The organism is Anaerocolumna sp., from assembly GCF_032079385.1.
Taxonomy (GTDB): Bacteria; Bacillota; Clostridia; order Lachnospirales; family Lachnospiraceae; genus Anaerocolumna.
On the sequence record NZ_DAMAUC010000029.1, the window covers coordinates 16,066 to 31,478 of the forward strand.

A 15,413-nucleotide genomic window follows, 5' to 3' on the forward strand; every position below is an offset into this window, starting at 1 on the left:
TTACAATATAAGTTCATATGCCTGGAAAATATGTTATTTATTATGTATAACATATAATAAGAAGAAAGTTGGATATTTATTAATAATCACAATAAACTGCAATGAAATTTCAAAATTATTAATCAAAAATGTAATATTATATATTGACAATGGATTTAAAATGGATTATTATTGAGACGTAATAGTAAACAAAATATACACATCAAAACAAATGTAACGATAAAAGTGTATAAATTGTTTAGCAAGTAGATAGGAGGAGGCAAAATGGGAACAATTGGGGAACCACCTATTAGCAATGCGATGATATCAATTCGGGGTATTTGTAAATGCTTTTCTTCCAATTCCGTATTAAAAGGAATTGATTTAGATGTTCATTCAGGAGAAGTAATAGCCTTAATTGGTGGAAATGGAGCAGGAAAAAGCACGTTGATGAAGATTATTATGGGAATTTATCAACCGGATGCAGGTACTATTTACTTGGATGGTGAAAAAGTAAATATGTCAAAGCCCTCTGTTGCTTTAGCTCATGGCATTTATCTAGTACCTCAGGAACCGATGTTATTTCCAAATATGTCAGTAGAAGAAAATATTGCCATAGGCTTTACTGATAAAAAGAAAGAATTACATAAAAAAATTGTAGATATTATGAATCAGCTTGGCTGGGAAATCAGGCTGGACAGAAAAGCCAACACATTATCCATTGCAGAACAGCAGTTGGTTGAAATAGTAAGAGGATTGTTAAGAAATGCAAATATCCTTATCTTAGATGAACCTACCTCATCTTTAACCTTTAATGAAATAAAATCTTTATTCCATCTTATAGAAGATTTAAAGAAAAAGGGAATATGTATCTTTTACATAACCCACCGGCTTACGGAAGTTTTTGAAATAGCCACTCATGTTGCTATTATGCGAGATGGAATGATTACCCTAAAGGGTCCGGTTATTAACTTTACCAAAGAGGATTTAATAAAAGGCTTACTCCCTTCTGAGGCTAAAATCAAAAATACGGAAAAATCAGAAGATGAGATAGAATATGCAAAACTAAAACCGGTATTAGAGGTAAAAGGTCTAAGTGGATATGGATTCAGGAATATAGACTTAGAAGTATACCCCGGTGAAATTCTAGGAGTAGCCGGCGTAGTAGGTGCAGGCAGAACCGAATTTGCCACCACCGTCTTTGGAATGGACGAAGTAAAATCGGGAAAGGTACTTCTAGATGGGGAAGATATAACAAGTCTTTCTACAAGGCGAGTGCTGGATAAAGGATTAAATTATGTTCCGGAGGACAGATATCTGAATGGAATATTTAAAACCGGAGAAGTGGGAATTAATATATCATCTGCCTATCTTAGAAACAGCAGCAAGTTCTTCCTTAATACACATGGGGAAAAGAAATTGGCAGATCAATATATCAAAGATTTTAGAATTAAAGTAACCGGTCAGGATCAAATTATGGGTTCTCTATCCGGCGGTAACCAGCAAAAAGCAGTTATAGCAAGGGTACTTTCCACATCTCCAAAGATTGTAATACTGGATGAACCTACAAGAGGTATTGATGCTGGCGCAAGATGTGATGTATATGCAATTATTAATCAATTAAAGAAACAGGGAGTAGCAGTTTTATTGATTTCCTCTGATTTTGAAGAAATAGTCGAACTAAGTGACCGGGTGGTTACTATGTATCAGGGAAGAATTAATTATAGATTTAACAAGAAAAAGATTACATTGGATAATCTGACAGCTGCTTCATTTGGAGTATACGAGGAGGGTGAAGATTATGAAATTGGTGAATAGGATTTTTAAAGCCAGAGAGATTTCCTCACTCGCATTTCTAGTTGCAATGTTTTTAATAGTAGGAGCAATGAATCCGGCATTTTTACAGATGAAGAATCTTTTCTTAACTTTTAACGGCAGTGTTGTTTACATTCTTATGGCGGTTGGGATTGCATTTGTAATACTTAGCGGTGAAATTGATGTTTCCATTGGTGCAACGTTAGGATTATCAGCTGCCGTATCCGCTACTTTCTTAAGAGATGGAAGATCATGGGGTGTGGCAATTGCTGCAGCAATAGCAGTGGGAGTAGTAATAGGTGTCATAAATGGAATAGGAGTTACGGTGTTTAAAGTTCCTTCTATTATAATGACTTTGGGTGTAAATGGTGTAGTCAGAGGGTCTATATATGTATATACCGATGGAAAATGGGTGGAAAATGTTCCTTTTGCTTTTAAATCATTATCCCAGGCCAACTTTATGGGAACGTTAACTTATTTTCTATTAGGAACCGTAGTTTTAACCGCTGTTGTACATTTGATACTTTCTAAGACCAAAAGAGGAAAATATTTCGCAGCAGTTGGAGATAATATGTCAGGTGCAACTTTAATTGGAATTCCCGTTGAGGGAACCAAAGTAGCTGCTTACATAGCAAGTGGAATATTTGCCGCTTTGGCGGGTCTTATGTATGTGAGCCGTGTTGGTTTTGTAACACCTACAGCGGGAAACGGGTATGAAATGAAAGCAATTGCGGCATGTGTGTTAGGCGGTATTAGTTTAACCGGAGGAGTGGGAACGGTAATCGGTGCAGCAATAGGTTCTGTTATTATGTCCTCTATCAGCCGTGTATTAGTATTTTTACAATTTTCATCAGACTATGATAACACAATTACAGGCATATTACTTATTGTTATTGTGGTTGCAGACTCCTTAATTCAGAGACGCTTAGCTGAAAAGGCCCGAAGGAAACGACTATCAGCAAGAACTTTAGAAGAAGTGGGAGGTGGAAGCAATGAATAAAAAAGTATGGAAGAATAAATTGTTCCGTTGGGAGAGTGCTCTGGTTTTAATACTGCTCACGGAAATAATAATATTTGGTTTGCTGAATCCAAAGTTTTTGCAGGCAAAAGTTTTACTTGGAAGTATTAACGACTTTATATCCATATGCGTTATATCTTTATTTGTTACCTTTGTACTGATTACAGGGGGAATGGATATTCAAGCCGGCTCTATTGTTGGATTAACCTCTATTACCCTTGGGGTATTGTGGCAGGATGCCGGATTAAATATATGGGCAGCAGTATTTGTTGCAATCCTGTTAGGAGGACTTTGCGGAGCAATAAGCGGATTTTTCGTAGCTTTTACCGGGGTGCAGGCCATGGTTGTTACATTGGGCGGGCAGTTTTTGTACTCAGGATTGGCATTGGCAGTAGTAAACTTATCTTCTTCAAGCGCTTTTGAAGGAATAAGCGGATTTCCAAGTTCTTTTATTAAATTAGCTTCCGGAAATGTACTTGGAATACCCAATCAGGTTATTATCTTTATCGTATTAATTGTATTTAGTTACATTCTTTTACATAAAACAAAGTATGGCAGATATGTATTCTTATGCGGAATTAATAGAAATGCAGCCATATATTCCGGTATTAAAACAAAGCTGATTATTATGAGTACCTATATTTTATCAGGTATGAGTGCATCAGCAGCAGGTATAGTATTAACAAGTTATCTTGGATCAGCAAGGGCTGATTTAGGTAAAGAATTAACTCTTCCAATTATAACAGCTGTTGTTCTTGGCGGAACCTCTAATTTAGGAGGAAAAGGAGGAGTTATAGGAACCGCCTTAGCGGCTATCGTAATTGGTATTATGAGATTTGGTTTAGTTATGGCAGGATTACCTACACAATATTTGGACATCCCCATTGGCTTACTGTTAGTAGTGGCAGTTGCTGCCCGGACTATTTCCTGTAATCATGGCCTAATGAGAAAAGTAGGTAAATTACTAAAAAGGGCATAATGGAATGCCATTTAAAATGATTATTATATTTTTATAATAATAAAAACTATATCATGTTATTTGAGGAGGAAAAGGGATGAAAAAAAGATTAATAAGTGTTTTAATCTGTGCGGCTATGGCTGCAACTTTATTAAGTGCATGTGGTAAAAAAGGACCGGATGCCGGAAAGGAAACAAGTTCACAGGAAACAAAGGCAGACACAAAATCAAGTGCAGGCGAAGAAACAAAATCAGGTGATATTTCAGTTACATTTGTTCCAAAATTATCAGGAAATGCATTCTTTGAATCTGCAAATGTTGGTGCACAGGAATATGCGAAAAAAGTGGGTGGATATTCTGTTAAATATGACGGTAATCCAGAAGCTTCCGTAGCGAATCAGGTAGCGATTATTAACAACGCAATTTCTCAGGGATCAAATGGTGTATGTGTATCCTCCGTTGATGCAACAGGATTGGATGCAGCTATGAAGAAAGCAAAAGAGGCAGGACTTGCAGTTGTTACCTGGGATTCAGACGTTAGCGGTGATGCACGTTCTTTAATGGTTTCTCAGGGAACTCCGGAACAATTAGGACAGATGTTAGTTGATATGGCAGCTGAAGGAATGGAAGATCCGAATGCAGAAGGAATTACATATGCCTGGCATTATTCACAGGCTACCGTTGCTGACCAGAATTCATGGCAGGTAGCAGGCGAAGCTTATATTAAAGAAAAATATCCTAACTGGACCAATGTGGCACCGAACAATTATTACAGCGAACAAGATGCTGAAAAAGCGATTTCTGTTGGTGAATCCATATTAACAGCACATCCGGATATTACAGCTATCATTTGTAATGACTCAACCGCTTTACCAGGTCAGGCACAGGCAGCACAAAACCTTGGATTAACTTCTAAAGACGTTGTTATTACAGGCTTTGCAGCTCCAAACTCCATGAAAGACTATTGCCGCGCAGGTATTCTTGAAAGATGGGGGTTATGGGATTGCCAGATTCAAGGTGCTATGGGAACATATCTTGCTTATTGGTTAGCAGCAGGTAATACATTTAAAGTTGGGGATAAGATTGATATTCCTGAAATCGGTACAGTAGAAGTTATGCCTAATACGGTATTAGATCCGGATGCATATGCAGCAGATGATTCCGGTGTTGTGTTACTGCCTGAAAGAACCGTATTTGATATTAATAACATGGATAATTATGATTTCTAATTAAAAGTGAAGGTATTATTTTAATTATTATAAAAGTATTTTAATGTAACTATTTTGTGAAAGGTATTTCCAATCCGCTTTGCTGTACTGGAAACTTCCTGCTTTATGAAACAGGATACAGGCTAAGCTTAAGGCATTGGAAATACTTTCACAAGGTTTCATCAAGTTAGTAATGATTTAATTTAAAGTAAGCAGAAAGAATTAATAAATGATATTTAGAATATCTCAAAGTAAACAGTTCTATAAGGCAATATGAAAATGTGAAGAAGAAAAGGCTAAATGAAACGTTATACCGAAATTGAAAACAATGAAGACATTAAGATACATTCTTTTTGTAACTATATTAAAGGAGGAAAATATTATGGCAGATGTAGATGGATTAAAGGTTGCAAAGGACTATCATGTTAATAAACCTTTTGCTAAGCAAGGAGGATTTCATGTAAAAGGGATGGCAGATGTAGATTGGGGTATGAAAACCCGTTTATCCAGTATCTTCAATCCGGAAAGCGGACGTACTGTTATGCTTGCGTTTGATCATGGATACTTTATGGGATCCACTGCAGGACTTGAAAGATTGGATTTGGTGATTCCACCGGTTCTTGATCATATAGATGTATTAATGGCTACCCGTGGAGCGCTTCGTACCTGTATCTCACCTAGTACCGGAAAGGCAGTAGCTTTACGTGTAAGCTGCGGTTCCTCTATATTAAAAGATGATTTAAGTCATGAAGTAATTGGTGTAAGCATTGAAGATGCTGTTCGTATGAACGCAGCTTGTATGGCTGTTCAAACCTTTGTTGGTGCAGATGGCGAAAAGGAAAGTTTAGATAATCTATGTAAAACAGTAGATGCAGGTATTCAATATGGTATTCCAACTATGGGTGTTGTTGCAGTTGGAAAACAAATGGAACGTACCAGCCGTTTCTTTAAGTTGGCAACCCGTATCCTTCCTGAATTAGGTGCACATATTGTTAAAACCTATTATTGCGAAGATTTTGAAGAAATTACGGCGGCTTGTCCGGTTCCTATTGTAGTTGCAGGAGGTAAGAAATTACCGGAAGAGGAAGCGTTAACTATGTGCTATCGTGCAATTTCTGAAGGTGCTGCCGGTATTGATATGGGACGCAACATATTCCAAAGTCTTGATCCAGCGGCTATGGCCGGTGCAGTTGGAATGATTGTACATAAAAATGCTACGGATAAAGAAGCTTACCAGTATTTCCTGGATATGAAAAAGAATAATTAGTATATAAAAAAAATAAGCAAATAGGAGGCTGCTACATGTTGAAGTATGTAACAGCCTCTAAAGTGCTTTACATTACAGCATGATAAGACGCAATAGCGCCGGAATCGAGGTTATTATGTATTACATATACTGTGAAGGTGATTATGCAAATGAAATCAATTAAAACAAAATTAATAATTTGGTTTTCCGTTCTAATATTAATATCTTCCTCTGCCATCGGAATTATAAGCATACTTGTGGCTGTCAATACGGTAACAGGAGAGTCAAAAGAATCCCTGGTTGCTTTAGCAAAGGAAGCTGCCAATACTACCTATAGCAGAATGGAAAAAGAAACACAGGTATTAGAAACCTTAGCTTCTCTTAATGATATACAGGATATGGACTGGAAGAAACAAAAGACTATCTTAAGTGATCAATTAAAAGCAACGGAGTTTCATGACTTAGGAGTTATGGAGCCCGATGGGAAAGTTAAATATTCAAGTGGAACTACAACCCAAATACAAGAGTCAGACCCTCTAAGAAAAGTATTAGAAGGGGAAGAAAAAGTGTTAAGCTTTTCTGTTGACTTTAAATCCAATACAGTAATTTTAATATTTGCTACCCCCATTGAATATGAGGGGAATGTGGTAGGTGCTTTGTTAGGCAGAAGAGACGGCAATACTTTAAGCGATATTACCGATGATATCGGATATGGTGAAATGGGAAGCTCCTATCTGCTAAATACCGAGGGAACCATCATTGCCCATCCCGACCGGAATAAGGTTCTTAGTCAATATAATGCTATTCATTTAGCAAAGGAAGATGAAAGTAAACAATTAGAAGCACTTGCTATGGAACAGATTATCCGGGAGAAGACAGGCACCAGTGAATATACTTTAGATGGTGAAAAAGTGTATTTTGGATATGCTTCTGTACCAAATACAGATTGGATTATGGTGCTTACTGCCAATCAGAATGAAGTTTTAAAAAGCATTCCCGGTTTGGTACGTACCAATGGAATTATCATTATTATTACTTTAATAGTAAGTATCCTATTTACTTATTTAATCGGTAAATCTTTTGTCACACCTATTGTGAAAGTAGTAGAGCATTTAAAAGTAATCTCTCAATTAGATATAACGATAGATGTTCCTAAAAAATATCTTAAGAAGAAAGATGAAATAGGAACATTTGCAAATGCGGTAGAAAGTATAACAAATAATTTCAGAAAAATAATATTGGAAGTTAGTAATGTATCTGAACAAGTGTCAGCTTCATCGGAAGAGTTAACAGCAACATCACAAAATGCAGTTGCAGCGATAGATGAAGTAACAAAAACGGTGGAAGAAATCGCCAATGGAGCCTCCTGGCAGGCGCAGAATACGGAAGATGGTTCTGCCAAAGCAATTTTGTTAGGAGATGTAATCAGCAGTAATTATGAGAAAGCCATTGCATTAAATGAAGAAGCGGGAAAGGTTTCAATTGCAGTAAATCAAGGAATTAGTGAAATTGATAAATTGCTGCAGATAACAGAAGAATGCAGTAATGAAACAAAAGAAATATACAAGGTGATACAATTAACCAATGAAAGTTCTCTTAGAATTGGTGAAGCCAGCAATGTTATTGATTCCATTGCAGAAGAAACAAATTTGCTGGCATTAAATGCCGCTATAGAGGCTGCAAGAGCAGGAGAAGCAGGCAAAGGTTTTGCAGTGGTAGCAGAGGAAATTAGAAAATTAGCAGAACAGTCTGCGAATTCAGCAAAAGTAATTGAAGATATTGTTTTAGAATTGCACAACAATTCTATGAATGCTGTAAATTCAGTGGAAAGAGTAGCTTCCATTGTGGAAGAACAAAACATCAGTGTTAAAAACAGTAAAGAGGAGTTCGTTCTGACGGATACTGCTATGAAAGTGGTAATCCGTACAGCTGAGCAATTAAGGATTTCCGGAGAAGAAATGGATAAGATGAAGAATCAGATTTTGGATTCTTTACAAAATCTTTCTGCCATTGCAGAAGAGAATTCTGCTTCATCAGAAGAAACTTCTTCCTCTATGGAAGTGCAGACGGAATCCATGAATGACATTGCAAATGCCAGTGAGGAGTTGGCAATTCTAGCTCAAAGCTTACAGAGGATTATTAAGAGATTCCATTGTTAGCATAGGTTACCCATTGATTTTTAACGCTTCAGTGGCAAAAAGAAGTTATAAAAGGTATAACGACTCTGGAGAGAAATAACCTGAGTTTTCAATCTAAAACTTCTATATAAAATAAAGTCTTGTAAAATTCTTTAAAAAGCCCGATTGAAATGGATTTAATGAATATCTCCATTTCAATCGGGCTTAAACTTTCGGATTTCAGTCAAAATGTTTATCTTATCTTTATACAAATATGAATGAAAAATCACATCAATTCTAAAATATATATACCTAAATGAAAAAAGATTTCTTTAAAATGTATAAATTTTCTAATAAGATAAAAGTATCACCACGGGCAAGAAAAAAGCTTATTAACATGTATAAAGCCTATTTCTACTGACATCAAGCAAAAACTATTTAAAGGAGGTTTACAATGAAGCGATTTAAAAAGAAGGAAAAAACCTTATACAAAAGAGTACGTGGTCTTATGTTGGTAACCATATTAGCCATTTGCAGTATGGTCACCCCGCTTAGTAAGAGTCAGCAGGTGCAGGCAGCTACAGGGATTACCTCTATGTCCTATTTTTCAGCAACGGATGGTCCTGTCATATCGAAATCAGGTGTTGGGCAGGCAAGCTATGGATTTGTTATGCCTATATTTAACGGGGGTGCAGCCACTTGGGCAGATGTAGCAAGTGATTTAACCGTTAATGTAAAGGTGAATGGAAGCTGGGTAAATATTGATAATACGGATTTCGCTTACAATGTAAATTGGGGGAATTGGAGCGATGGAGGTTTTAATGGGTATTGGTTCGTGGTTTCAAAGACTACCTACCTTCAATTGGCTTCCAAATCCACAGGAGTTACCTTGGATTATACTTTAGTATTTACTGATTTACCTAAGACTACTATAACTTCTATGACTGCTACTCAGGGGCCTAATATCACTGCAGGTGTTACAGGAGGAACAGGGTTTACATATCCTATCTTCAATGGTGATGCCGCCATCACTTATGCTGCTGTAGCTGATGATTTAAAGGTCTATGTAAAACCAATCATAGCCAGTGAATGGATCGATATTGATAACAACGCAGCCAGTGGCTGGATCTATGATAAGAACTTTGGTCAGTTTACGGATGGGGGAGGTGGTTACTGGTTCACAGTAACGGAATCTATAAATGTAAAACTGGAATCCAAGACTTCCCATGCATCCTTAATCTATACCATTACTTATAATGAACCTGTTAGAAATAATTATCTGATCATCCCATATGATGGAACCACTTATACCGCGAATGAGTCTGGGGGGATTGGGATCCCTTTACCTAAGATCGATGGTGGAGCTCCAATCAGTTCAGAACTTGATAAATTTGTCTATGAGATAAAAGTAAATGGCAGTTGGGTTGAACTAAGTGATTACAGTAAAAGCAGCTTCAGTTACTCCGGAAATGGATATAATAATCTATCGGATAAGAATCAATGGGGCTACTGGGTAGATTACATATATGGACTGTGGTTCCAACCGATTCAAGTGGATATGGAATTGAGAATCGGATATCCATTGAATGGACAGAAGGGTGGAAGCATCGGTGGAAACTATGTATACTACATCTTTATCGGAAACCCGGAGGCACCAAGACCAGATGTATCAGATATGGGAAATATCCCACTATCAACACCTGAAAATCCAGATATTGTTGGTATGAAAATGATATGGGGTGATGAGTTTAATGGTACTTTATTAGATACCAGTGTCTGGAATTATAACACCGGGTACTACCTCAACGATGACCCAGGCACTTGGGGCTGGGGCAATAATGAGCTTGAGCATTATACGGATAGTGGACGAAATGTTTCCGTAAGTAATGGTAAATTAACGATTACAGCCCTGGAGGATCCTAAGACATTTCCACAGGATCCAAGCCGTGTAGCACCTTACTCTTCTGGTAAAATTACAACAAAGGATAACTTTACCTTCAAGTATGGAAGAATCGACTTCCGTGCAAAGCTTCCAAAAGGAGACGGCATGTGGCCAGCCCTTTGGCTGCTGCCTAATGATGATACCTATGGAACCTGGGCAGCTTCCGGTGAGTTAGATGTTATGGAAGCCAGAGGACGTTTAACAGGAGCAGTGAGCGGTGCAATCCACTTTGGTGGTCAGTGGCCGGCTAACACTTATATTGGCGGCGACTACTCCTTACCTGGGGGGCAGACAATAGACTCCGATTACCATGTTTACAGTGTTGTATGGGAGGAGGATAACATTAAATGGTATGTTGATGGTGTATGCTTCTTTAAAGCAACCAATGACCAATGGTATTCCAATAGTGCGCCTTCCAATAATAATGCACCTTTTGACCAGGAATTCTATATCATTATGAATCTTGCGGTGGGAGGCTGGTTTGATGGCGGGATTGCACCAAAACCAGGGGATCTTCCAGCAAGTATGCAGGTGGATTACGTACGTGTATATAAGAATGCTGACTGGCCTGAACCAAACGTTGTACCAGTAACAGGAGTTACCCTTGACAAGCAGACCGCTTCCCTTTCAGCCATCGGTGAGACGGTTCAGTTAAACCACACAGTTACACCAAGTAATGCCAATAACAAGCAGGTAATCTGGTCCAGTGCAGATTCTAGTATTGCAACCGTTGACCAGACAGGCAAAGTTACTGCTGTAGGGATAGGTGCAACCACAATTACAGTAAAGACGGCTGATGGAAATAAAACAGCCAGCTGCCAGGTTATGGTGAAAACAACATCCACGGTATACGTGGTTGGTGATGAGGTAAAGGGCCTGAAAAGAATCCATGACAAGTTAGAATTCTACGTTAACGGTGCAACCTTTGCAGATTTACATTACAAGATTAATAACGGTGGTTTGATTAATGTAGCCATGAAAAATAGTGGAAGCGGCAACTTTACCTATCCTGTTGATCCGGTAAAGCAAGGGGATGTTGTGGAATATTTCTTTACCTACAACCCCGGAAATGGTGCTCTGGATACACAGACTTTCACGTATATTCATGGAGTGACCCAGGGAACACCAGAGGGCGGCAATACGAACCCACCTGTAACCAATACCAATGTGGCACTTGGCAAATTCGTAACCGCTTCGGGAACGGAAGGGGCCGAATTTAGTGAAAGCAACTTAACGGACAACAGTACAACTACCAGATGGTCCTCTAATTTCTCTGATGATGCTTGGTTTATCATTGACTTAGGTGCAACCTATGGAATTAACCAGTTAGTACTTAATTGGGAGGCTGCTTATGGTAAACAGTACGATATCCTTGTATCCATGGATGGTACCAATTATACCAGAGTATACAAGCAAACCAATGGAAGTGGGGGTATTGAAACAATAGATATCGCAGAGAGAAATGCCAAGTACATTAAATTCCAGGGGATTGAGAGAGCTTTACCATACGGGTATTCACTGTGGGATGTTAAGGTGATGGGACATAAAAATTGATAAGACCATAAAAATGATAGAATCATAGCACTTGATAGAATAAGCTTTATTGGCATAAACTTTTTCATAATATTATTCGTATATTAAAATAAGAGTATTTGATCGAATATATGCCTCCTTGTGTATGGCACAAGGGGGTATATGAAATAACTAGATCAAGTACTTTTTTTCTTTATCATTCTTGACGAGAGAGTTTGTACTGCAAACTCTTTGCCCATCCTTTTTTAACGACTAGTCCTATGGCAATCCAATTAAAAATAAAAAATGTAGACCTAATAAAAAATTACCTACCTTTATTCCAACTCTGTTGTCTTTATAATGAATTATATGAGTAAGGTTAATGTAAAAGGAGACAGAAGATGATCGAACACAATGATTTAGGTCAGAATAAATTAGACATGGAAAAAAGATATAGAATAGATAATTATGGTAGACAAACAACCTTTTCCAGCTTTCTGCCGGGCATTAGTGGTAAGAAGGGAATTCCAATCTGGTGTTATTATGTAAATCGTGGGCAGGCAGTTACCAGTTTTGGTGTGGATTGTAAGGATCGGGCGATTATGGAATTCTTTCCAGCACATCAGGCCTACCAGAATATTAAGATACAAGGCTTCCGTACCTTTGTTAAGAAAGATGGTAGTTATTTTGAACCATTTAAAACAGATTCCAGTAACACAAGTATGGCAATTGGCAGGAATGATCTAAAGATTACACATTATGATGAATTATATCAAATAGAGACTTGCGTAACATATTACACTTTGCCAGGGGAAAAAGTAGGTGCCCTGGTACGAAAAGTAAGCATAAAGAATAAGTCGGATAAGGAATGTACTATTGAAGTCTTAGACGGTATGCCGGCATTAATTCCTTATGGAGTCAATATGGGGTCTTTGAAAGAGATGGGTCAGACAACGAAGGCCTGGATGCAGGTGGAGGATGTGGAGACGAAGACACCGTATTTCAGAGTTCGTGTTAGTATGGAGGATACAGCCAGTGTACAAGGAATAGAAGGAGGAAACTTTGCCCATGCCATCAACGAATTTGGAGAAGAACTAGCAGCAATTGTTGATCCTTTGGTTGTATTTGATTATGATACAGGGCTTGATGCAGCGGTAGGCCTAAAGAATGAATCGTTGGCGGAGTTAGTTAAGAAAAAACAAGTAACACAGAATAACTTACCTTGTTGTTTCTTTGCAGATAAAAGAACAATAAAATCAGGGGAAGAAATCTGCCTTTATGAACTATTCGGACAGGTAGAGAGTAAAACAATTCTTAGTATTTACAATGAAAAGTGGTTGGAGTCGGATTATTATCTTGAAAAACAGCAAGAAGGCAATGCATTAATAGAAGAGATATGTTGTGCCATTGAAACAAAGACGGGAAATGAATTGTTCGATGAATACTGCAAACAGACCTATCTTGATAATGTGCTTCGTGGGGGATATCCAATTCAATTAGCGGAAAACAAAATCTTTTATTTATATTCAAGAAAGCATGGTGATATTGAAAGGGATTATAATTATTTCCGCATGTTACCTGAATATTATTCTCAGGGAAATGGAAATTTCCGTGATGTAAACCAGAACCGGAGGGAAGATGTCCGCTTCCACCCTTATGTAAAAGATACCAACATAAAAACCTTCTATAATTTGATACAAATTGATGGTTACAATCCTTTATCTGTAGAGCAGGTAAGTTATACATTAGAACTAACCCAGGTTGAGAAAGTTCTCAGAATCGTACCGGAGGCAAGTAAGTTAAAGATATTAAAACTTCTTGAAAGTAAGTTTACTCCAGGCAAGCTTTTTATGACAGTAGAGGAATGTCAGTGGGATGATAAGGAACGTGAACAGGAGTTTATTGAGATGGTACTCCAAGAGGCGGATGGAGAGACATTTGGTTCCTTTGGAGAGGGATACTGGAGTGATCATTGGACATATAATTTAGATTTAGTGGAAGAATATCTTCATGTATATCCGGAGAATGAGAAGGCACTTTTATTTGAAGATTCCAGCTATACGTATTTTGAAACAAGGGTAACACTTTTACCAAGAAAGAAGCGTTATGTGAAAACGGATCGAGGAATCCGACAATATAATTTCCTTGATAAGACGAGAAAGAAAGATTGCAAAAATAAAAAATTAAGAAGCTCCTATGGAAATGGAGAAGTAGCAACAGGAACCTTAATGGAAAAGATTTTACTGCTTACTACTTTAAAATACGCAGCACTTGATCCCTATGGAATGGGAATAGAGATGGAAGGAGGAAAGCCAGGCTGGTATGATGCGCTAAATGGACTTCCTGGAATCTTTGGTTCTTCCATGGCTGAGACATATGAGCTTGCCAGAATGTTAAAATTTGCTCTTGAGAAACTGGGTACTTATCGTCAAGCAGTGATTGTTTTCAGCGAATTAGCCGAATTAATGGAAGCCTTAGAATCCATTACTGATCAATTAAATAAAGAAGTTGATACGCATATGGATGAAGATAACAAACTACAGTTAGATTTTTGGAATGCAAGTAATGATTGTAAAGAACTATATAGAGAAAAGACGGCTTTCGGTGTATCGGGAGAGAAAAGAGCTCTCTCCAATGGATATTTGGTGAAATTGCTGGAAAACTGGTTACAAATGGTAGAGAGAGGAATTAAAAAAGCAATTGCTTATGGGGAGGGCTTATGCCCAACATATTTTAGTTATGATGTAACAAAATATAGGGAAGAAGAGGGAGAAATTGTTCCAAAGAAATTTAAGGTCGTGAGAATGCCTTACTTCTTAGAGGGTCCAGTTCGTTATTTGAAGATTGTAGATAAAGAAGACAAGAAGAAGTCTTTGTATCATAAGGTAAAGGCAAGTAATCTATATGATCAAAAATTATCCATGTATAAGGTAAATACCTCATTACAGGAGGCATCCTACGAGCTTGGACGTTGTAAAGCATTCACACCAGGCTGGTTAGAGAATGAATCCATATGGTTACATATGGAATACAAGTATCTCTTAGAACTTCTTAAAGCCGGCTTATATTCAGAATTCTTTGAAGATTTTCATAATGCATGTGTACCATTTCTAAAGTATGAGACATATGGCAGAAGTGTTTTGGAGAATTCTTCATTCCTGGCTAGCAGCGCGAATCCCAATGAAGGAATTCATGGAAAAGGTTTTGTAGCAAGGCTAAGCGGTTCAACAGCTGAATTTCTTAATATGTGGCAGATTATGATGTTTGGAGAAACACCATTTGCAATAAAAGATGATGAACTTGTAATGGAATTACAGCCAGCTATTCCAAGCTATCTGTTATCAGAAGATGGTAAAGTGGAAGCCGTATTATTTGGCAAGACCAAAGTTTGCTATAGGTTTAGCAGCAGGATGGATGTAATTCCGGGAAGATATGTTGTTCATACAGCAGACGTTGTCTGGGAAGATGGAACAAGAACCTCCTATACAGGTGGCGTTATTACTGGAGCCTCAGCCCTTCGAATCCGAGATGGTGAAGCTTTGGAGATCCAGTACTTAATTGGAGATATAAGCTGTATTGATCAAGAGTAGGATTGTAGAGAAAAATGAAAGGGAAGGTT

General features: G+C 37.7%; 8 protein-coding genes. All 8 read left to right on the top strand.

All coding sequences use genetic code 11. From position 1 onward, the window contains the following. Positions 1-264 precede the first annotated feature (264 nt). The gene (locus RT261_RS17915; RefSeq protein WP_313134470.1) at positions 265-1,797 is read left to right on the top strand and encodes a sugar ABC transporter ATP-binding protein; all 1,533 of its coding nucleotides are present in this window, start codon (positions 265-267) and stop codon (positions 1,795-1,797) included. Further along, on the top strand, positions 1,781-2,794 hold the full coding sequence (locus tag RT261_RS17920) for an ABC transporter permease (RefSeq protein ID WP_313134471.1): 1,014 nt from the start codon (positions 1,781-1,783) through the stop codon (positions 2,792-2,794). Before RT261_RS17915 ends, RT261_RS17920 begins: the two co-directional genes overlap by 17 nt. Next, complete coding sequence (locus RT261_RS17925; protein WP_313134472.1) at positions 2,787-3,791, top strand: ABC transporter permease; 1,005 nt, start codon at positions 2,787-2,789, stop codon at positions 3,789-3,791. Before RT261_RS17920 ends, RT261_RS17925 begins: the two co-directional genes overlap by 8 nt. 76 nt (positions 3,792-3,867) lie before the next feature. Continuing rightward, a complete protein-coding gene (locus RT261_RS17930) occupies positions 3,868-4,998 on the top strand; it encodes a substrate-binding domain-containing protein (RefSeq protein WP_313134473.1) in 1,131 nt (376 codons plus the stop codon). A gap of 361 nt (positions 4,999-5,359) precedes the next feature. Next, positions 5,360-6,244: a 3-hydroxy-5-phosphonooxypentane-2,4-dione thiolase gene (gene lsrF / locus RT261_RS17935; RefSeq protein WP_313134474.1), complete on the top strand. Its 885-nt coding sequence runs from the start codon at positions 5,360-5,362 to the stop codon at positions 6,242-6,244. Positions 6,245-6,393: 149 nt separating this feature from the next. Further along, positions 6,394-8,382, top strand: a complete 1,989-nt coding sequence (locus RT261_RS17940; protein ID WP_313134475.1) for a methyl-accepting chemotaxis protein — start codon at positions 6,394-6,396, stop codon at positions 8,380-8,382. A 412-nt stretch (positions 8,383-8,794) separates the two neighbouring features. Next, positions 8,795-11,836: a family 16 glycosylhydrolase gene (locus RT261_RS17945; protein WP_313134476.1), complete on the top strand. Its 3,042-nt coding sequence runs from the start codon at positions 8,795-8,797 to the stop codon at positions 11,834-11,836. 359 nt (positions 11,837-12,195) lie between these two features. Further along, entirely contained in the window at positions 12,196-15,384 is a 3,189-nt protein-coding gene (locus RT261_RS17950) for a hypothetical protein (protein WP_313134477.1), read from the top strand. Positions 15,385-15,413: the final 29 nt, after the last annotated feature.

Excerpts from the sequence above, each read along its gene's own strand:
- RT261_RS17930 (WP_313134473.1), top strand. The coding sequence starts at position 3,868 with ATGAAAAAAAGATTAATAAGTGTTTTAATCTGTGCGGCTATGGCTGCA.
- RT261_RS17940 (WP_313134475.1), top strand. The coding sequence starts at position 6,394 with ATGAAATCAATTAAAACAAAATTAATAATTTGGTTTTCCGTTCTAATA.
- RT261_RS17915 (WP_313134470.1), top strand. The coding sequence starts at position 265 with ATGGGAACAATTGGGGAACCACCTATTAGCAATGCGATGATATCAATT.
- lsrF (WP_313134474.1), top strand. The coding sequence starts at position 5,360 with ATGGCAGATGTAGATGGATTAAAGGTTGCAAAGGACTATCATGTTAAT.
- RT261_RS17920 (WP_313134471.1), top strand. The coding sequence starts at position 1,781 with ATGAAATTGGTGAATAGGATTTTTAAAGCCAGAGAGATTTCCTCACTC.
- RT261_RS17950 (WP_313134477.1), top strand. The coding sequence starts at position 12,196 with ATGATCGAACACAATGATTTAGGTCAGAATAAATTAGACATGGAAAAA.
- RT261_RS17945 (WP_313134476.1), top strand. The coding sequence starts at position 8,795 with ATGAAGCGATTTAAAAAGAAGGAAAAAACCTTATACAAAAGAGTACGT.
- RT261_RS17925 (WP_313134472.1), top strand. The coding sequence starts at position 2,787 with ATGAATAAAAAAGTATGGAAGAATAAATTGTTCCGTTGGGAGAGTGCT.